18 protein-coding genes and 1 pseudogene are annotated in these 18971 nt (G+C 71.3%); 1 reads left to right on the forward strand and 18 read right to left on the reverse strand.

Annotation, left to right across the window (positions count from 1 at the left end; all coding sequences use genetic code 11):
- Nucleotides 1-13 precede the first annotated feature (13 nt).
- From JYA75_RS20390 to JYA75_RS20425, 8 genes and pseudogenes are all read right to left on the reverse strand, one after another.
- A pseudogene (locus JYA75_RS20390) lies at nt 14-1438 on the reverse strand (YifB family Mg chelatase-like AAA ATPase); the annotation flags it as partial.
- Nucleotides 1438-1794 carry a YraN family protein gene (locus JYA75_RS20395; protein ID WP_203329285.1) on the reverse strand — a complete coding sequence of 119 codons (357 nt, stop codon included), beginning with the start codon at nt 1792-1794 and terminating at the stop codon, nt 1438-1440. The pseudogene JYA75_RS20390 and the gene JYA75_RS20395, both read right to left, overlap by 1 nt.
- A 218-nt stretch (nt 1795-2012) precedes the next feature.
- Nucleotides 2013-2327, reverse strand: a complete 315-nt coding sequence (locus JYA75_RS20400; protein WP_003939014.1) for a DUF2469 domain-containing protein — start codon at nt 2325-2327, stop codon at nt 2013-2015.
- 37 nt (nt 2328-2364) lie between these two features.
- Nucleotides 2365-3063 carry a ribonuclease HII gene (locus tag JYA75_RS20405; protein WP_006944319.1) on the reverse strand — a complete coding sequence of 233 codons (699 nt, stop codon included), beginning with the start codon at nt 3061-3063 and terminating at the stop codon, nt 2365-2367.
- Nucleotides 3060-3818, reverse strand: a complete 759-nt coding sequence (gene lepB / locus JYA75_RS20410) for a signal peptidase I (protein ID WP_044476372.1) — start codon at nt 3816-3818, stop codon at nt 3060-3062. Before lepB ends, JYA75_RS20405 begins: the two co-directional genes overlap by 4 nt.
- Before the next feature lie 108 nt (nt 3819-3926).
- Nucleotides 3927-4268 carry a 50S ribosomal protein L19 gene (gene rplS, locus JYA75_RS20415; protein WP_003939017.1) on the reverse strand — a complete coding sequence of 114 codons (342 nt, stop codon included), beginning with the start codon at nt 4266-4268 and terminating at the stop codon, nt 3927-3929.
- An 85-nt stretch (nt 4269-4353) separates the two neighbouring features.
- The gene (locus JYA75_RS20420) at nt 4354-5259 is read right to left on the reverse strand and encodes a hypothetical protein (RefSeq protein WP_006944315.1); all 906 of its coding nucleotides are present in this window, start codon (nt 5257-5259) and stop codon (nt 4354-4356) included.
- A 147-nt stretch (nt 5260-5406) separates the two neighbouring features.
- Nucleotides 5407-7764, reverse strand: a complete 2358-nt coding sequence (locus JYA75_RS20425; RefSeq protein ID WP_006931083.1) for a Tex family protein — start codon at nt 7762-7764, stop codon at nt 5407-5409.
- Nucleotides 7765-7880: 116 nt separating this feature from the next.
- On the opposite strand from JYA75_RS20425, the gene JYA75_RS20430 reads away from it, so the two are divergent.
- Nucleotides 7881-8837, forward strand: a complete 957-nt coding sequence (locus JYA75_RS20430) for a hypothetical protein (RefSeq protein WP_006933696.1) — start codon at nt 7881-7883, stop codon at nt 8835-8837.
- A 10-nt stretch (nt 8838-8847) separates the two neighbouring features.
- On the opposite strand, the gene trmD is transcribed toward JYA75_RS20430, so the two are convergent.
- The 10 genes from trmD to JYA75_RS20480 all read right to left on the reverse strand — a co-directional run bounded on the left by trmD (nt 8848) and on the right by JYA75_RS20480 (nt 18702).
- On the reverse strand, nt 8848-9549 hold the full coding sequence (trmD, locus tag JYA75_RS20435; protein ID WP_006933695.1) for a tRNA (guanosine(37)-N1)-methyltransferase TrmD: 702 nt from the start codon (nt 9547-9549) through the stop codon (nt 8848-8850).
- A 6-nt stretch (nt 9550-9555) separates the two neighbouring features.
- Nucleotides 9556-10113 (reverse strand): ribosome maturation factor RimM, encoded by a 558-nt coding sequence (gene rimM / locus JYA75_RS20440; protein ID WP_029543205.1) that lies wholly within the window; start codon nt 10111-10113, stop codon nt 9556-9558.
- A 10-nt stretch (nt 10114-10123) separates the two neighbouring features.
- Complete coding sequence (locus JYA75_RS20445; protein WP_006933693.1) at nt 10124-10366, reverse strand: RNA-binding protein; 243 nt, start codon at nt 10364-10366, stop codon at nt 10124-10126.
- Nucleotides 10366-10806 (reverse strand): 30S ribosomal protein S16, encoded by a 441-nt coding sequence (gene rpsP / locus JYA75_RS20450; protein WP_006933690.1) that lies wholly within the window; start codon nt 10804-10806, stop codon nt 10366-10368. The genes JYA75_RS20445 and rpsP overlap by 1 nt, the downstream gene beginning before the upstream one ends.
- A gap of 176 nt (nt 10807-10982) precedes the next feature.
- Nucleotides 10983-11729: a type II CAAX endopeptidase family protein gene (locus JYA75_RS20455; RefSeq protein ID WP_006933689.1), complete on the reverse strand. Its 747-nt coding sequence runs from the start codon at nt 11727-11729 to the stop codon at nt 10983-10985.
- Entirely contained in the window at nt 11726-12820 is a 1095-nt protein-coding gene (locus JYA75_RS20460; RefSeq protein ID WP_065922647.1) for an amidohydrolase family protein, read from the reverse strand. Before JYA75_RS20460 ends, JYA75_RS20455 begins: the two co-directional genes overlap by 4 nt.
- Before the next feature lie 6 nt (nt 12821-12826).
- Entirely contained in the window at nt 12827-14407 is a 1581-nt protein-coding gene (ffh, locus tag JYA75_RS20465) for a signal recognition particle protein (RefSeq protein WP_006933683.1), read from the reverse strand.
- A gap of 102 nt (nt 14408-14509) precedes the next feature.
- Complete coding sequence (locus JYA75_RS20470; protein WP_050036343.1) at nt 14510-17023, reverse strand: [protein-PII] uridylyltransferase; 2514 nt, start codon at nt 17021-17023, stop codon at nt 14510-14512.
- Nucleotides 17013-17351, reverse strand: a complete 339-nt coding sequence (locus tag JYA75_RS20475; protein WP_006933679.1) for a P-II family nitrogen regulator — start codon at nt 17349-17351, stop codon at nt 17013-17015. Before JYA75_RS20475 ends, JYA75_RS20470 begins: the two co-directional genes overlap by 11 nt.
- 43 nt (nt 17352-17394) lie before the next feature.
- Nucleotides 17395-18702 (reverse strand): ammonium transporter, encoded by a 1308-nt coding sequence (locus JYA75_RS20480; protein WP_029543203.1) that lies wholly within the window; start codon nt 18700-18702, stop codon nt 17395-17397.
- Nucleotides 18703-18971: the final 269 nt, after the last annotated feature.

Genomic DNA, 18971 nt, shown 5'->3' on the forward strand with positions numbered 1-18971 from the left:
TCCGCTATAGTGGCGTCCACGTGACGCGCAACGCCCGATCGGCCCCGCGGGCGGTGATCGCGCCCTTCCGCAGCGCCCATTCGACCGGCTTGAGCGCCGCGGCGGGCAGGCGGAACTTCTGCCGGAGTGCAGGGCCGGGCACCTCGGCGTTGGTGCTCCAGCCGTGGACCCCCCACCGCTCGGCCGCCGCGGCCCGGGCGCGGGCCACTCGGGCGCGGACGTCCTCGGTGCTCTCCCCCGCCTCCCCCATGAGGGCGCCGGTGGCCACCGTCTCCATCCGGACCCGCAGGTCCACTCGGTCCAGCAGCGGACCCGACAGCCTGCCCAGGTAGCGACGTCGGGCGGTGGGCGGGCACACGCAGTCGGCGTCGCGCGGCGGGGCACACGGGCACGGATTGGCGGCGAGGATCAGCTGGAACCGCGCCGGATAGCGCGCGACGCCGTCGCGGCGGGCGATCCGCACCTCGCCGTCCTCGAGCGGGGTCCGCAGCGCCTCGAGCGCCTTGGTGCCCATCTCGGCGACCTCGTCGAGGAACAGCACGCCCCGGTGTGCACGGCTGACCGCGCCGGGTTTGGCCATGCCGCTGCCCCCACCGACGAGCGAGCTGACCGAGGCGGTGTGGTGTGGAGCGATGAACGGCGGGTCGGTGACGAGCGGCCGGTCCGCCGACAGGGTTCCGGCGACGGAGTGGATCGCGGTCACCTCGAGCGCCTGTTCCTCCGTCAGCGCCGGCAGCACGCCGGGAAGCCGCTGGGCGAGCATCGTCTTCCCGATTCCGGGTGGGCCGGTGAGCATCAGGTGGTGCGCGCCGGCGGCGGCGATCTCGATGGCCCGTCGCGCCTCGTGCTGACCGACCACCTCGCTCATGTCCGCCCGCCCCGGCCGCTCCCCCACCGGCCGGGGACCGGGCCGCTCGAGGGGGCCGTCTCCGCGCAGCCACAGCACCACCTCGGTGAGGGTGTCCGCCCCGTAGATGTCGATGCCGTCGACCAGCCCGGCCTCGGACATCGTGGAGGCCGGGACCACCACCCGCTCCCACCCGGCGCGTTTGGCGGACAGCACCGCCGGCAGTACCCCGCGCACCGACCGCACCCGGCCGTCGAGCGCCAGCTCTCCGAGCAGAACCGTCCGCGAAACACCCTCGGGCGGAATCGACTTGGCGGCGTTGAGCACCGCACACGCGAGGGCGAGGTCGTACACGCTGCCCACCTTCGGCAGCGTCGCCGGCGACAGGGCCAGCACCACGCGCGAATCCGGCCATTCACCACCGGAATTCGTCACCGCCGCGCGCACCCGATCCCGGGACTCCTGCAGCGCGGTGTCGGGCAGGCCCACCATCTTCACTCCCGGCAGGCCGCGGCCGATGTCGGCCTCGACTTCCACGACCTGCCCGTCCACCCCCGTGACGGCCACCGAGTACGCCTTCCCCAGCGCCATCACAGCACCTGCCGCCGGTGGGTGATCAAGGGTTCGCCCCGCTGTGGAAGCAGCACCGTGACCACGTCGACCCGCACCCGCCGCCACCGTTGCTGCCGGCCGGACAACCACAACGCGGCCAGTCGGCGGATCCGGTCCGCCTTCACCGCGGTCACCGCCTCGGCGGGCGTGCCGTATCCGAGGCCGGTGCGGGTCTTGACCTCCACGAACACCACCGTGTCGCCGTCCTCGGCGATCAGATCGAGTTCCCCGTACCGGCTGCGCCAGTTGCGCGCGAGCACCACTATGCCCGCCGACTCGAGAAACTCGGCCGCCAGGTCCTCCCCCAGCGCCCCCACCTGCTGATTGCGTCCCATCCCCGTCCCTCCCTGTGTGGCGACCACTGTGCGCCACGCGAAGGTCCTCCGCGGTCCGCACCGGGCCGGATCACGAAATCTGTGGATGAACTCGCCGGGTGTGGACAACTTCGGCCGACGCGGAGGAGGCCCGGAACGGCACGTGGCCGAATGTCACACCGCTTCGATCAGATCGAAGGAATGTGACATTCGGCCACGTACGGGAGGTCGTAGGGGCGCTACCCCAGCTTGTCGGGCAGGCGCAGGTCCGGCTTGTCGAGCTCTTCGATGTTGACGTCCTTGAAGGTGATGACCCGGACGTGCTTGACGAAGCGGGCGGGGCGGTACATGTCCCACACCCACGCATCGGACATGCGCACTTCGAAGTACACCTCGCCGCCGGAGTTGTGCGGCAGCAGCTCGACCGCATTGGCGAGATAGAACCGTCGCTCGGTCTCCACGACGTACGCGAACTGACCGACGATGTCCCGGTACTCCCGGTACAGCGAGAGCTCCATCTCGGTTTCGTACTTCTCGAGATCCTCGGCACTCATCGGTCTCGGTGTCCTCCCGTTCTGGTGTGTTGATCCATCATCCCGCATCCGCCTCGTCGGAGCCGAATCGGCCGGGGCCGGCGTCGTCGCCGAGGAGGGCGGCAACGTTGGCGTACCGCAGCCGATGCTCCCGGCTGGGGCCGAGGTCCCGCAATGCCGCCATGTGCGCGGGGGTGCTGTAGCCCTTGTGGACGGCGAAGCCGTAGCCGGGCAGTTCGCCGTCGAGGTCGACCATGATCCGGTCCCGGGTGACCTTGGCGAGCACGCTCGCCGCCGCGATGCAGGCCGCCGCGGCGTCGCCGCCGATGACCGGCAGCGACGGCGCCGGCAGGCCGGGCACGCGGAAGCCGTCGGTGAGGACGTACCCGGGCGCGACGGACAGCCGCATCACCGCGCGGCGCATGCCCTCGATGTTGGCCACGTGCACGCCGATGACGTCGATCTCGGCCGCCGGCACGATCACCACGCTCCACGCCACCGCGCGACGGCGGATGATCGGGAACAACTCCTCGCGGGTCTTCTCGGTGAGCCTCTTGGAGTCGTCGAGGCGCGCGAGCGACGGGTGCGGTTTGGGATCGAGGATGCAGGCGGCGACGACCAGCGGCCCGGCGCAGGCGCCGCGGCCGGCCTCGTCGACACCCGCGACCGGCCCGAGCCCGCACCGCACGAGCGTCGACTCCATGGTGCGCAGGCCCGCGGACCTGCGGATCACGGCACGCGGCGGCCACGACGTCACGGTTGCTGGATCTCCGGGGAATCGATGGTGCCCCACCGCGACGGCGGCAGGACGATGAACCGGGCCTTGCCGATCACGTTGTCGATCGGGATGGTGCCCTGGTTCTCGTCGGCGACGTGGTAACGGGAGTCCGCGGAGTTCGAGCGGTTGTCGCCCATGACCCAGAGGTGACCGTCCGGCACGGTGACCGGCCCGAAGCACCGGCCCGAGCGCACCTCGGTCTCGCAGGTGACCACGCCGGGTGTGAACGGGAAGTCCATCTCGATGTACGGCTCGTCGAGGGGCTTGCCGTCGACGAGGACGCGGCCCTGGTCGTCGCAGCATTCGACGGTCTGCCCGCCGACGGCGATAACACGCTTGACGAGGTCGTTCTCGTCGGGCGGGACGAGTCCGACGAGGGATCCGACCTCCTGCACGCCGCGGATCACGACGTTGTCGGAGCGGGTGGAGACGTAGCCGGTGGACCAGGAGTCGGGGCCACGGAAGACCACGACGTCGCCGGGCCGGGGGTCGCCGAAGCGATAGCCGATCTTCTCGACGACGATCCGGTCGCCGGTGCAGCCGGGGCAGCCGTGCAGCGTGGGTTCCATCGACTCCGAGGGGATGAGGTAGACCCGCGCGACGAAGGTCTGGAGCAGGAAGCTCAGCACGAGTGCGACGAGGATCAGGACGGGCAGTTCCCGCAGGAACGACTTCTCCTTCTTGTCCTGTTTCCGATCGCGTTCGGGGGTGTCGTCGGTGCTGCGCTGCTGCATCTCCGGCACGGCCGGGTCTCGCGATGAATCTGCCACCGAATCAGAGTAGCCCGGCCCGGAACGAATCCGGACCGGGCTACTCGGGGCCTGGCGGTCAGCGCGACGAGGTCAGCGCTTTTCCTTGATCTTGGCGGCCTTGCCCCGCAGCTCGCGCAGGTAGTACAGCTTGGCGCGACGCACGTCACCGCGGGTGACGACCTCGATCTTGGCGAGGTTGGGGCTGTGCACCGGGAAGGTCCGCTCGACGCCGACGCCGAACGACACCTTGCGCACGGTGAAGGTCTCGCGGATGCCACCGTTCTGGCGACGGATCACGACGCCCTTGAAGACCTGCACGCGCTCCTTGGAGCCCTCGATGACCTTCACGTGCACGTTCAGGGTGTCGCCGGCACGGAAGTCCGGAATGTCGTCGCGCAGGGACTTGGCGTCCAGGAAGTCCAGGGTGTTCATCGGTTGTCATCCTCGCTTGTTCGCATGAGCAGAGGAACCGAGCGGCAGCCGCCGGAAGGCGGTGCTCGACTGGTTCGTGCCCAGGTCAGGTATGCGTGCCCGAGCCGGGCAACCCGTCAATTGTGCCAGACGGTGCCGGGGTGGCGGAAATCGGCGGGGGCGCGGCGTGCACCGTGCGGGCCAGTTCGGCTTCGGCGGCGACGCGGGAGTGCTCGACGGCCCCGTGCACGGTGTCCATCGTCGGTTTGCCCGCGACGAGGTCCTGCACGAAGATCTTCGCCCGGATCACCGGGCGCCGATAGCGCCTCTCCCGCTCGATCGCGCGGCGCATCTTGCGGACCTTGCCGCTGTAGCGCCACCGCGCCCAGGGGGCGCCGGGCCGCGACAGGCGCACCGCGCCGATCAGCAGCAGTGGGAAGACGAACAGGCCGATCAGGCCCGTCCAGATCTTGCCCTTGGCCAGCACGACCGCCGCGAGGGCGAGATTTGCGAGCGCGGAGAGGGCGATCAGCGTGCGGGTGACCCACGACGGGTCCTCCCGGAAGTTGGTGACGTCGGCGAACTCGAGGGGCTGCAGGCCGAGCAACACCAGGCCGGTGACGGCGATCGCGACGAAGACCGCATCCACCGAGACGCGTCCCTCCTGCTCCCAGTACACGTCGTTGAGATAGAAGATCAGGGCGAACTCGTCGAGCACGAGCGCGGTCCCGATGCCGAAGAGCGTGGCCAGGGCCGCTCCGGTGGTCTGCGTGCCGTCCTCGTAGACCGCGATCAGGGACCCGCCCGCGATCACCATGGTGACCACGCCGAACACCACGTGGTGCACGTGGTGCCCGCCGGGGGTGACATTGCCGGGCCACCAGCGCACCTGGGCGCGGATCATGCGGACGCTGAATCGGATGAAGAGGAACGCGAGGAGGAATCCGAGCAGGAAGAACAGCAGCGGCAGTCGCCCGCGCTCGATGATCTCGCGCTGCAGCCACTCGGTCACCGCAGTCACCGCGCAATCGCCCTCGGAACGCCGTCGACGAGGCGGAGCGGGTCCTTCGGCGCGCGGCCGGTCGTCACGGTGGGCTGCATGCTCCCGAGGATGTCAGGAACCGGGCCGCGCCGGTAGTCGGCGCGGCCCGGGGCGCATCTACTTGCCGAATCCGGCACGCCGCAGCGCGTCCGCCATCGATCCGGCGGCGGGCGCGGCGTCCTGGCGACGGTCGCCGCGGCGGCCGCCCTGCCCCTGCCGCTGTCCGCCCTGCCGCTTCCCACCCTGCCGCTGGCCGCCGGGCCGGCGCCCGCCGCGGTCCTGCGGACCGCCCGGGTCGGCACCGCCGGCGGGGGCACCGGGGGCGGGGATCTCGTCGTCGAGGCGCAGCGTCAGGCTGATCCGCTGCCGGGGCACGTCCACGTCGAGCACCTTGACCTTGACCACCTCGCCGGACTTCACGACGTCGTGCGGGTCCTGGACGAAGCTGCGGGACATCGCGGACACGTGCACGAGGCCGTCCTGATGCACCCCGACGTCGACGAACGCGCCGAACGCCGCGACGTTGGTGACCACACCCTCGAGCACCATGCCGGGCTTCAGGTCGGCGACCTTCTCCACGCCGGCGGCGAACGTCGCGGTCTTGAACTCCGGGCGCGGGTCGCGGCCCGGCTTCTCGAGCTCGGCGATGATGTCGGTGACGGTGGGCAGGCCGAAGCGGTCGTCGACGAACTCCGCCGGCCGCAGCCGGCGCAGCACCGCGGTGTTGCCGATGAGCTCGCGCACGTCGCCGCCGTTCCGTTCGACGATACGCCGCACCACCGGGTACGCCTCGGGATGCACGCTCGAGGTGTCGAGCGGGTCGTCGCCGTTGGGAATCCGCAGGAAGCCGGCGCACTGCTCGAACGCCTTCGGACCGAGGCGCGGCACGTCCGTGAGGGCCTTGCGGGTGCGGAACGGGCCGTGCTGGTCTCGATGGGCGACGATGCTCTCCGCGAGGGACGAGGCGATGCCCGACACCCGGGCGAGCAACGGCACCGAGGCGGTGTTGACGTCCACGCCGACGGCGTTCACCGCGTCCTCGACGACCGCGCCGAGGGAGCGGGCGAGCATCGTCTCGGACACGTCGTGCTGGTACTGGCCGACGCCGATGGACTTGGGATCGATCTTGACGAGCTCGGCGAGCGGGTCCTGCAGGCGCCGGGCGATGGACACCGCACCGCGGATCGACACGTCGAGATCCGGCAGTTCCTTCGACGCGTACGCCGACGCCGAGTACACGGACGCGCCGGCCTCGGACACCACGATCTTGGTGAGATTCGTGGCACCGGACTTGGCGATCAGCTCGGTGGCGAGGGCATCGGTTTCGCGGGAGGCGGTGCCGTTCCCGATCGCGATCAGTTCCACCCCGTGCTGCGCGACGAGCCGCGCGAGGGTGGCCAGGGCCTGGTCCCACTTGTTGTGCGGCTGGTGCGGGTAGATCGTGTCGTGCGCGACGACCTTACCGGTGGCGTCGACGACGGCGACCTTGGTGCCGGTGCGGAAGCCGGGGTCGAGTCCCATCGTCGGCCGGGTGCCGGCGGGGGCGGCGAGCAGCAGGTCGCGCAGGTTGGCGGCGAACACGTCGACGGCGTCCTTCTCGGCGGACTGCCGCAGCCGCATACGGGTGTCGAGGGCCAGGGAGACCAGCAGCTTGGTGCGCCACGCCCAACGGACGGTGTCGAGGAGCCACTTGTCGGCGGGCCGGCCCTCGTCGGCGATGCCGAAGCGGGCGGCTATGCGGCCTTCGAAGTAGGTGCGCTGCCCGGGCTCGGGTTCCTCGGTGTCCGGCTCGAGCGACAGGCTGAGTACCTCCTCCTTCTCGCCGCGCAGCACCGCGAGGATGCGGTGCGAGGGCAGGTCGGTGAAGGGCTCGGAGAAGTCGAAGTAGTCGGCGAACTTGGCGCCCTCGGTTTCCTTGCCGGGACGCACGGTGGACTTCAGCTGTCCGCGGGTCCACATCGCGTCACGCAGTTCGCCGACGAGGTCGGCGTCCTCGGCGAAGCGTTCGACGAGGATGGCGCGGGCGCCGTCGAGCTGTTCGGCGCTGTACTGCGCGGGATCGGTGGTGGGGTCGCCGATCAGGGCGTCGGCGACGGGCTCGTGGCCGGCCTCCCGCGCGATCTGCGCCTTGGTGCGCCGCTTCGGCTTGAACGGCAGGTAGATGTCCTCGAGCCGGGCCTTGGTGTCGGCGAGGAGGATCTGCGTGCGCAGCTCGTCGTCGAGCTTGCCCTGCGACTCGATGGATTCGAGCACCGCGGTGCGGCGCTCGTCGAGCTCACGCAGGTATCGCAGGCGTTCCTCGAGCTGCCGGAGCTGGGCGTCGTCGAGCGCGCCGGTGACCTCCTTGCGGTAGCGCGCGATGAACGGCACCGTTGCGCCGCCGTCGAGCAGGTCGACCGCCGCGGCGACCTGACCTTCCCGGACGTCGAGTTCCTCGGCGATGCGCTGATTCACGGTCTTGAGAGCGGTCGTCACAGCGGTCGACCCTACCGTTATCCTTCCTCCGCCCTCGGTGACGCGCGTGGGCGCGCCCGTCTCCGAGGTGGACGGTGGGGCGAGCTCGCCGGACAATCGACTACAGGAGCGTGGGAATGTCCCGGGTGCGCGGCGGCCGCTGGGCGGTGCTGGCGCTGTCGTTGCTGACGGCGGCGACGGTGGGTGCGTGCGGCCCGGAGCCGGTCGTGTCGCCGGTCGCCCTGCCGTCCGCCGCCGTCGAGTCCCCGGGCCCGCTGGAACCGTTCGGTTCGCTGCCCGACCGGATGACGGCCGCGGCGGCGACCGCCGCCGGACGCGGCGCCGACGTGACGATCGCCGCGCTCGATCGTCGGACCGGGCGCCGGGTCGTCGGGGGCGTCGACGCGCCGATCGAGACCGCGTCGGTGGCCAAGCTGTTCATCGCCGACGACCTGCTGTACCGGGCGGCGACCGGCGAGTTGCCGCTCGGCGGCAGTGACTACGACCGGATCACCGCGATGCTCGAGTCGTCGGACGACTCGGCGGCGAACGACCTGTGGTTCCGGCACGGCGACTCGGAGATCGTCGAGCGCACCGCCGCACGGCACGCGTTCACCGGCACCGTCGCGCCCGCGGACGGGCTGTGGTGGAACACCGTCACCACCGCGTCGGACCTGCTCACCTGGTACGCGGACCTGCTCGACGGCACGGGCGGGCTGGACGAGTGGGGCCGCGCGACGATCGTCGGGCACCTGCGGGCCGCCGCTCCGGTCGGCGCCGACGGGTACGACCAGCATTTCGGGTTGCCGGACGGGCTGGTCGACACGACGGGACTCGGCGTGAAGCAGGGCTGGATGTGCTGCCTCGACGGGCGCTGGATCCACCTGTCCACGGGGTTCGTCGGCGAGGACGAGCGGTATGTGCTGGTGGTGCTCGCCCGCGAGCTCGTGCATTACGACGACGGCGACGACCGGTGGGCCGATCTGCCGGACACGGCGCTGTTCGACGTGACCGGGGATGCGAGTGCGCAGCACGCGCGGGACACGGTCACCGAGGTGGTCCGCACGGTGTTCGGCGGCGCCGGCGCGCACTGACCGTGACCGGTCAGTCGGCGAGCAGGTCGGGTCGGCGTTCGCGGGTGCGCTCGAGCGCCCGCTCCCGGCGCCATGCGGCGACCTTGGCGTGGTCCCCGGACAGCAGCACCGGCGGCACCTCGAGGCCGCGCCAGCTGACGGGGCGGGTGTAGCTGGGGCCCTCGAGGAGGCCGTCGGAGAAGGAGTCCTCCTGGTGGGACTGCTGATTGCCGAGAACGCCGGGCAGCAGTCGCACGACGGCCTCGGTCATGACGAGGACGGCGACCTCGCCGCCGATGAGGACGTAGTCGCCGATGCTGACCTCTTCGACCCGGACCCGGCGGGCGGCGTCGTCGAAGACGCGCTGGTCGATGCCCTCGTAGCGGCCGCAGGCGAACACGATGCGCTTCTCGCCGGCCCAGCGCTGCGCGGTGGCCTGGTCGAACGGCACGCCGGCCGGGGTGGGGACGACGAGCAGCACGTCGGGGTCGGGTTCGCCGTCGGGGCCGGCGAGCACGTCGTCGAGGGCGGGCCCCCACACCGTGGGCTTCATGACCATGCCCGGTCCCCCGCCGTACGGGGAGTCGTCGACGGCCTTGTGCACGTCGTGGGTCCAGTCCCGCAGGTTGTGGATCCCGACGGAGACGAGGCCCTTGTCGATGGCCTTGCCGAGCAGCGCGACGCGCAGCGGCTCGAGGTATTCGGGGAAGATGGTGACGACGTCGAATCGCACGGGAGGTTATGTCTCCGAGCCGAAGTCGGGGTCGAGCAGACCCTCCGGCGGGTCGATCTCGATGACGCCGCCCGCGAGCGACACCGTCGGCACGATCGCGGTGACGAACGGGATCAGCAGTTCGCGCCGTTCGTCGCCGGCCGGGCGGACGGCGAGCAGTTCGCCGGCGGCGGTGTGCAGCACCTCGCGAACGGTACCGATCTCGGTGCCGGCGTCGGGCCGTCCCGCGACGATGCGTACGGCCAGGCCCTCGAGCTCGTGGTCGTAGAACTCGTCCGGGTCGTCGGACGGCGGCAGGTCGGCGCTGTCGACGAGGAACAGGGTGCCGCGCAGGGCGTCGGCGGCGCTGCGGTCGGCGATCCCCCGCAGGCGCAGCAGAAGCCGCCCGGAGTGTTCCCGGGCGGCTTCCACCGTGTACGTCTGCAGGGTCTGCTCGCGGGGCTTGCGGCCGTGCAGCACGGCGCCGACGGCGAAGCGCTCCTCGGGTTCGTCGGTGCGAACCTCGACGACCACCTCACCCTTGATGCCGTGCGACTTGGCGACACGGCCCACCACGAGCTCCACCGCGGCGCGCCTACTGGTCGGTGTCGACGACGTCGACGCGGATCCCACGGCCCCCGATGCCGGAGACGAGGGTCCGCAGGGCGGTCGCGGTGCGGCCGCCGCGGCCGATGACCTTGCCGAGATCGTCGGGGTGCACGTGCACCTCGACGGTGCGCCCCCGACGGCCCGTGATCAGCTCGACGCGCACGTCGTCGGGGTTGGCGACGATCCCACGGACGAGATGCTCGACGGCATCGGCGACAACGGTGCTCATTACTCGGCAGCCTCGGTGGACACGGAGGACTCCTCCGCGGTGTCTTCCTTGGCGGCCTTCTTCTTCTTGGGCGTGACGGCCTCGGCAGCCGGCGCGTTCTCGGCCTGCGCGAGGGCGGCCTGGAACAGCTCGAGCTTGGACGGCTTCGGCTCGGCCTTACGCAGGGTGCCCTCGGTGCCGGGGAGACCCTTGTACTTCTGCCAGTCGCCGGTGATCTTGAGGAGGTTCTCGACCGGCTCGGTCGGCTGCGCACCGACGCCGAGCCAGTACTGGGCCCGCTCCGAGTCGATCTCGATCAGCGAGGGCTCTTCCTTCGGGTGGTACTTGCCGATGGTCTCGATGGCGCGGCCGTTGCGGCGGGTGCGCGAATCGGCAACCACGATGCGGTACTGCGGGTTGCGGATCTTGCCGAGACGGGTGAGCTTGATCTTGACAGCCACTGCTGTGAATCTCCTTCGGCGCATGCGAAATACGCCTGTCACGTGCAATTCGGACGACGTGCCCTTCTGGCACGTCCGGTTTTGCCTCTATCCTGTGACCGCCGCGCGGTACGTAACCGGATGCGACGACAGCGATCCATTCTGCCAGATCCGCCCGCCGGGACGAAAACGGGAGGTCAGAGCAGAAACAGCAGGCTCAGCGCGGGCAGGGTGTTGTTGAGCGAGTGCGCCACCCAGGAGGAGAACACCGACCCGCCGCGCAGCCGCGCGAACCCCATCGCCGCTCCGCCCCACAACAGGACCGGCAGCCGCCACCACTCCTGATGCCACATGGCGAACACGACGGTGGTGATCGTCAGGACGCCGATCGGGCGTCCCCACCATCGCTCGGGCCGGCGTTCGAGCGCCCCCCAGAGCATGCCGCGGAACATCAGCTCCTCGCCGAGCGGGGCGCCGAACCACACCCAGGCCACGAGCAGCAGTTTCCACACCGTGGGCAACCCGACCAGGGCGGTGAGCGGGGAATCGGCGGCGTCGATGCCGAGGGCGACGACGAGGATCGCTGCCAGGATCAGCGCGCCGAGCAGCGCGATTCCCCCGCCGAGCAGACCGATTCCGAGCTGGTTGCGGAACTCGGGCCACGACCGCGGCAGTCCGAAGTCGGCGACGGGTCCGCAGCCACGCCACACGCTGAACGCCACGGCCGCCGCCCCCGCGAGCAGGGTGGGGGCCATGATGGCGAGCACGTATGTCTCGGCGACGAAGCCCTCCCCGGCCAGGACCGGTCCCAGCGTGAAGCCGGCGAGGTTCACGGCCAGCACCACCAGCGCGGCCGGGAGGCCCCACCGGTGCGCGGGGGGCGAGGGCGCGGGCCGGGGCGGGGCCGCAGCGGTCTCCGGGTCGGGTGGCTCGGGGACGGTCATGCGAAGGCGGCGCGGCGGGTGACGACGGCACCCCGGAGCATCACCAGGCCCGGCCGGGCCAGCACGTCCGGCCCGGTCCGCGGATCCAGCTCGTACACCGTCAGGTCGGCGGGGGCGCCCGGCTCGAGGCTCGGATGCCCCAGCCAGGCCCGGGCCGTCCAGCTGGCGGCGCCGAGCGCCTCGGTCGGGGTCAGCCCCACCTTGCCGAGGGCGGCGACCTCGTCGGCGATGCGACCGTGCCGCACCGAGCCGCCGGCATCGGTGCCGGCGTAGATCGGGATCCCGGCGTCGTGGGCGGCGCCGACGGTGTCCGCGACACGGGCGTGCAGGTCCCGCATGTGCGCCGCGTAGACCGGGAACCGGGTGGCCGAGTCGGCGATCTCGGGAAAGTTCTCGATGTTGACCAGGGTCGGCACGAGGACCGTGCCCTGCGCGGCCATGGTGGCGATCGTGTCGTCCGTCAGCCCGGTGCCGTGTTCGAGGCAGTCGATGCCGGCGGCGAGCAGGCCGGGCAGCGCGTCCTCCCCGAACACATGGGCGGTCACGCGCGCTCCCGCGCGGTGGGCCGCGGCGATCGCCTCGACGAGGATCCCGTCCGACCACAGCGGCGCGAGATCGCCGGTGCCGCGGTCGATCCAGTCGCCGATGAGCTTGACCCAGCCGTCCCCCGCGCGGGCCTGGCGAACCACCTCGTCCGGCAGCTGCGATTCGTCTTCGAGGTCGACGGGCAGCCCGCGGATGTAGCGCTTGGGGGCGGCGATGTGCCGTCCCGCGCGCACGATCCGCGGCAGGTCGGCCCGCTCGTCGAGGTGCCGGGTGTCGACCGGGGATCCCGCGTCGCGCAGCAGCAGCACCCCGGCGTCGCGCTCGGTGACGGCCTGCGCGATCAGCCCGTCCGCGTCCTCCGCGCCGCCGCCGAAGCGGATCCCGACGTGGCAGTGGGCGTCGACGAGACCGGGCAGGATCCAGCCGTCGGCGGTGAGCAGCTCGGCCCCGGGGATCGGCTCGCCGGCGAACGTGCCGTCGTCGCCGATCCACAGCTCGATCGGTTCGCCGTCCGGCAGGGACCGTCCGCGCAGGGTGAACGCCACGGCGGACTACTTCTTCGGCAACTTCAGCTGCGAGAGGTCGAAGTTCTCGAGACCGGGCGGCAGCTCGTCGAGGCCCTTCGGCATCTTCGACAGGTCCGGGAACCCGGCGGGCATCCCGCCCATGCCGGGCATGCCGGCGGGCATGCCACCGGGGAATCCGCCCTTGATCTTCGGCGGGGTCGGCCCGCGGCCGCCCTTCTTGCCCTTCTTGCCCTTCTTCGCGCGCTGCGGCTTGCGGGACCCGGGCATGCCCATGCGCCCGGCCATCGCGGCCATCATCTTGCGGGCTTCGAAGAACCGGTCGACGAGCTGGTTGACGTCGGAGACCTTGACGCCGGAGCCGTTGGCGATGCGCAGCCGCCGGGAGGCGTTGATGATCTTCGGGTTGGCGCGTTCCGCCGGCGTCATGCCGCGGATGATCGCCTGGATCCGGTCGAGCTGCTTCTCGTCGACGTTCGCGAGGGCGTCCTTCATCTGTCCCGCACCCGGCAACATGCCGAGCAGGTTCGCGATCGGGCCCATCTTCCGTACGGCCATCATCTGCTCGAGGAAGTCCTCGAGGGTGAGTTCACCGGAGCCGATCTTCGCGGCGGTGGCCTCGGCCTGCTCGGCGTCGAAGACCTGCTCGGCCTGCTCGATGAGGGTGAGCACGTCGCCCATGCCGAGGATGCGGCTGGCCATGCGCTCGGGGTGGAAGACGTCGAAGTCCTCCAGCTTCTCACCGGTCGACGCGAACAGGATCGGCTGACCGGTCAGCTCGCGGACGCTGAGCGCGGCACCGCCGCGGGCGTCGCCGTCGAGCTTGGTGAGCACCACGCCGGTGAAGCCGACACCGGCGCGGAACGCCTCGGCGGTGCTCACGGCGTCCTGGCCGATCATCGCGTCGAGCACGAACAGCGTCTCGTCGGGCTGCACGGCGTCGCGGATGCCGGCGGCCTGGGCCATCAGCTCCTCGTCGATGCCGAGGCGGCCGGCGGTGTCGACGATGACCACGTCGTAGTGCTTGGCGCGGGCCTCGGCGACGCCGTCGCGGGCGACGTTCACCGGGTCGGCGGCGGTGATGCCGAGCGGGTTCTCGCCGCCGCCGATGGAGGTGCCGGGGTGCGGGGCGAACACGGACGCACCGGCGCGTTCACCGACGATCTGCAGCTGGGTGACCGCGCCGGGCCGCTGCAGGTCACAGGCGACCAGCAGCGGGGTGTGGCCCTGGTCCTTGAGCCACTTGGCGAGCTTGCCGGCGAGGGTGGTCTTACCGGAACCCTGCAGGCCGGCGAGCATGATCACCGTGGGCGGGGTCTTGGCGAACTGCAGCCGCCGGGTCTCGCCGCCGAGGATCCCGACGAGCTCCTCGTTGACGATCTTGACGACCTGCTGGGCGGGGTTCAGCGCGCCGTGTACCTCGGCGCCCTTGGCTCGTTCCTTGATCTTGGCGATGAACGAGCGCACCACGGGCAGGGCGACGTCGGCCTCGAGCAGCGCCAGGCGGATCTCCCGGGCGGTCGCGTCGATGTCGGCGTCGGAGAGGCGCCCCTTGCCGCGCAGGTCCTTGAGGGCTCCGGTCAACCTGTCGGAAAGGGATTCGAACACCGAATGCGCTCCTGGGTCTGGCGAAGATGCGGACAGTTCTGCGCTCCAGGGTAGCCGCTCGCGGCACGAGTTCTCGCACGTGCACGAGCGGCCGCCCCGCCCTCAGCCCTTGTCCTCGGGATTCTTCGGCTCCGGAGCGGGCACCACTGCGAGCACCGCCCGCTCGACCCGCTCCCGGTTCTCCCGGGTGTCGGAACCTCCCAGATCGATGCAGAACGCGTCCACGACGGTGCGGCCGAGGGTGGAAACCCGGGCCCAGCGCACGTCGGTGCCGCACCGTTCGAACGCGTCCGCGAGCCGGCACAGCATGCCCAGCCGGTCCTCGGCGCGCAGCTCGAGGATCGCCTGCCCCGGATCCGGGGCGTCGATCCAGATCAGGTGCGGCGGCGCCTGCGCGTAGGTGCCCGGCACGGCCCGCTCCGGGCGTTCGGGCAGCTGCGCCTCCCTCGCCGCCTGCTCCTTCGCGTCGAGCGTGGCGAGCAGGTCGAGGTCCCCGGCGCGGGCCCGGATGAGTTCCTGCCGCAGCAGACCCGCCGGCGGCGGGGCCCCGAACAGCGGCGCGACGGCGAAGCTGTTGACGGCACTACCGGCGTGGCTGCCCACCGAGGCGGACAGCACGCGCAGGCCGTGCAGGGCCAGCACCCCGGCGGCGTCGGACAGCAGGCCCGGCTCGTCGGGCGCGACCACCGTCACCGTGTAGGCGTGCGGGTTCTCGCCGGGTTGGAGCTCGACGTGGATGCCGCCCTGTTCCGCCTGCTCGGCGAGCTGGGGGTCGATCGGGTCCGGTCTCGGCAGCTCCTCCCCCGCCATCACCAGCCGGCAGCGCCGGACCAGCTCCCGGATGAGCGCCGCCTTCCAGTCGCCCCACACCCCCGGGCCCGTCGCGAGCGAGTCCGCCTCGGCGAGGGCGTGCAGCAGCTCGAGCAGCACCGGGTCGCCGTCGATGGCCTCGACGACGGACTCCACCGTGGCGGGGTCGTCGAGGTCACGGCGGGTCGCGGTGTGCGGAAGCAGCAGATGGTGGCGGACCAGCGCGGACAGCACGGCGACGTCGGACGGCCACAGGCCCATCCGGCGGCCGATCTGGGTGGCGAGTTCCGCGCCGACGACGCTGTGGTCGCCGCCGCGACCCTTGCCGATGTCGTGCAGCAACGCCCCGAGCACCAGCAGGTCGGGGCGTGCGACGCGGGTGGTCAGCCCGCCGGCGTACACCGCGGTCTCCACCAGGTGCCGGTCCACCGTCCAGGTGTGCACGGCATCACGCGGGGGCAGATCCCGCACCGCCCCCCATTCGGGGAGCAGCCGGCCCCACAGTCCCGTCCGGTCGAGCGCCTCGATCGGGTCGATCGCGCGGGTTCCCGAGCCGAGCAGCACGAGCAGGTCGTTCAGCGCGGTGCGCGGCCACGGTTCCCGCAGTTCGGGGGCGCTGTCGGCCAGGCGGCCGAGGGTGGACGCGGAGATCGGCAGATCGTGCTGCGCTGCGGCCGCGGCGACCCGCGTGATCAGGCCGGGGTCCTTGCGCGGGTGCGCGTCGCGGGCCAGCGTCACTTCGCCGCCGTGTTCCACCACACCCTCGTCGAGCGGGCGCCGGACGGGGACGCGGCGCAGCCGGGACAGGCCCTTGCGGGGCAGCGAGTTTCCTGCCGTGCGTACCCCGACCTCCACCGAGTAGCTCACGGTCCGGGCCGCCTCGGTCAGCACGCGGGCCAGGTCGAACCGGTCCCCGATGCGCAGGGCGGCGCCGATCTCGTCGGCATCCTGGGCGCGCAGCTGGTCGCGGGCCCGGCCGGCGACGCGGTGCAGCTCGGTGCGAACGTCCAGCAGGCGGCGGTGCGCGGCCGCGAGCCCGCCGCCGGGAACGTCGGGCCCGAGCCCGGGCATGCCGTCGGTGAGCTGCGCGACGGACAGTGCGTTGAGCAGTTGCACGTCCCGCAGCCCGCCGCGGCCGCTCTTGAGGTCGGGTTCGGCCCGGTGCGCGATCTGCCCGCTGCGTTCCCACCGGGCCTCGGTCAGGGCGATGAGCTCCTCGAACCGGCTGCGGATGCCGGTGCGCCACTGCCGCCGCACGCCGCCGATCAGCAGATTGCTCAATTCGAGGTCGCCGGCGATGTGCCGGGCTTCGAGCAGGCCGAGCGCGGCGGTCAGGTCGGACGCGGCGACCTGCAGGGCCTGCGGGACGGTCCGGACGCTGTGGTCGAGCTTGATGTGCGCGTCCCATAGCGGATACCAGAGCCGGTCGGCGACCCGGGACACGACAGCGGGGTCCATGTCGTCGTGCAGCAGGACCAGATCCAGGTCGGAGTAGGGGAGCATCTCGCGGCGGCCGAGGCCGCCGACGGCGACGATGGCGAAGCCGCAGTCGGGCTTGATTCCGAGTTCGGTTCCCTTGGTGACGAGCCAGAACTCGTGGAGATCGACGAGGGCGTGACGGAGGGCGGGGGCGTCGAGCCGGCGGTTGCGGGTGCCGCCGGCGAGCAACTGGGTACGAGCCCGGGCGAGGTCGGTGGCGGCGGTGCCGGATCCGGCCGGCCCCGGAGACACCGGCGGCCCCGATCCCGCCGCGGAGGCAGCGGGACCAGGGCCGCGAGTTCCGGACCCCTTCGGGTCAGAGTGCATCGGCGCCTCGTTCACCGGTGCGCACTCGGACGACCGTTTCGACCGGGGTGACCCACACCTTGCCGTCGCCGATCTTGCCGGTGCGGGAGGCCTCGACGATGGTCTCGACCACCTTGTCGACGGCGGCATCGTCGACGACGACCTCGACGCGGACCTTGGGAACGAAGTCGACGGAGTACTCGGCTCCGCGGTAGACCTCGGTGTGGCCCTTCTGGCGACCGTATCCCTGCACCTCGCTGACGGTCATGCCAAGCACACCCGCCTGCTCGAGGCCTGCCTTGACGTCCTCGAGGGTGAACGGCTTGACAATTGCCGTGATCAGCTTCATATCCTCATCCCTTCCCAGTCTCCAGTGCCCTGATGTCTTCTTATCACTTGAGGGCGGCGGCGAAGTCGTATGCCGACTCCGCATGCTCGGCCTCGTCGATGCCGCGCGCCTCTTCCTCCTCCGACACCCGCCAGCCGAGCGGCTTGAGCGCGAAGGCGACGATCGCGGTGATGATGCCGGTGTAGACCAGGGCGAAGACTGCGATGACGATCTGGATCACGAGCTGCTTGTAGTCGCCGCCGTAGAACAGGCCCGTCTCGGTGCCGAGGAACCCGATCGCGATGGTGCCCCACAGGCCCGCGACGAGGTGCACGCCGACGACGTCGAGCGAGTCGTCGTAGCCGAACTTGTATTTCAGGCCGACCGCCAGGGCGGACAGGACGCCGGCGATCGCGCCGAGCACGATCGAACCGACCGGGCTGAGCGCACCGGCGGCCGGAGTGATGGCGACGAGGCCGGCGACGGCACCCGAGGCGGCACCGAGGCTGGTGCCCTTGCCGTCGCGGATGCGCTCGGTGAGGAGCCAGCCGAGGATCGCGGCGGCCGCGGCGGTGGTGGTGTTGACCCAGGCCAGGCCGGCCACACCGTCGGCGGCGAACGCGGAACCGGCGTTGAAGCCGAACCAGCCGAACCACAGCAGGGCGGCACCGAGCATGACGAACGGCAGGTTGTGCGGACGGAAGGCGGTGCGGCCGAAGCCCGCGCGCTTGCCGATGATCAGCGCCAGGACGAGCGCGGCAATGCCGGCGTTGATGTGCACGACGGTGCCGCCGGCGAAGTCGATGGGCGCCACGGTCGCGACGAGCCCGCCTTCTCCGTCGTCGGAGGTGCCGAAGATCTTGGCGGCGAGGCCGTCCGCGGAGCCGGAGAGCAGGCCGCCGCCCCACACCATGTGGGCGAGGGGGAAGTACGCGAGGGTGACCCAGATTCCGGAGAAGGCCAGCCAGGTGCCGAACTTCACGCGTTCGGAGAGGGCACCGCTGATGAGAGCGGTGGTGATGACCGCGAACGTGACCTGGAAGCCGATGTCGATGATCTGCGGGTAGTCGCCGAGGCCGGGCAGGAACTCACCGGCGTCGTCGTAGATGGCACCCTGCAGACCGAACATCTGGAACGGGTTGGCGAAGATGCCCCCGATGTCCTCGGTGCCGTAGGACATCGACCAGCCCCACAGCACGTAGATCACCGCGATGACCGCCATTGCCCCGAAGGACATCATCATCATGTTCAGGACGGCCTTGGTGCGCGACATGCCGCCGTAGAAGAACGCCAGACCGGGCGTCATCAACAGCACCAGGGACGCCGATATCAGCATCCATGCCGCGTCGCCGGTGTTCACCACTTCCTCCACTGCAACCTCCCTGTTGGCCGCGCCGGTCAGCGCGTCGTCGAGAGAAGAATGCTGTGGTGATGTTTCGGCCGGAGCGCCGCGCTGTTTCGGCGGAGTGAACGCAAATCGGACATGTGTTTCGTTCCTGTTTCGCGGCGCATCCACCGGCGCCGGCGGCCGAACCGGGTCCCTCGCACGGCGTTTCGCGGCGGTGCTCCCGCGAGCCGGGAGGGGGTGGATCGGGACGGATCGCGACCCGAGCCGGGACGGACCCGGCGGGGCCGGGTGGC

The organism is Rhodococcus sp. PSBB066 (assembly GCF_017068255.1).
Taxonomy (GTDB): domain Bacteria; phylum Actinomycetota; class Actinomycetes; order Mycobacteriales; family Mycobacteriaceae; genus Rhodococcus; species Rhodococcus aetherivorans.

Coding starts and splice junctions, on each gene's coding strand:
- JYA75_RS20395 (WP_203329285.1), bottom strand. CDS start 1,794: ATGGGACGCAATCAGCAGGTGGGGGCGCTGGGGGAGGACCTGGCGGCC.
- JYA75_RS20400 (WP_003939014.1), bottom strand. CDS start 2,327: ATGAGTGCCGAGGATCTCGAGAAGTACGAAACCGAGATGGAGCTCTCG.
- lepB (WP_044476372.1), bottom strand. CDS start 3,818: ATGCAGCAGCGCAGCACCGACGACACCCCCGAACGCGATCGGAAACAG.
- rplS (WP_003939017.1), bottom strand. CDS start 4,268: ATGAACACCCTGGACTTCCTGGACGCCAAGTCCCTGCGCGACGACATT.
- JYA75_RS20430 (WP_006933696.1), top strand. CDS start 7,881: ATGTCCCGGGTGCGCGGCGGCCGCTGGGCGGTGCTGGCGCTGTCGTTG.
- JYA75_RS20445 (WP_006933693.1), bottom strand. CDS start 10,366: ATGAGCACCGTTGTCGCCGATGCCGTCGAGCATCTCGTCCGTGGGATC.
- JYA75_RS20455 (WP_006933689.1), bottom strand. CDS start 11,729: ATGACCGTCCCCGAGCCACCCGACCCGGAGACCGCTGCGGCCCCGCCC.
- JYA75_RS20470 (WP_050036343.1), bottom strand. CDS start 17,023: ATGCACTCTGACCCGAAGGGGTCCGGAACTCGCGGCCCTGGTCCCGCT.
- JYA75_RS20475 (WP_006933679.1), bottom strand. CDS start 17,351: ATGAAGCTGATCACGGCAATTGTCAAGCCGTTCACCCTCGAGGACGTC.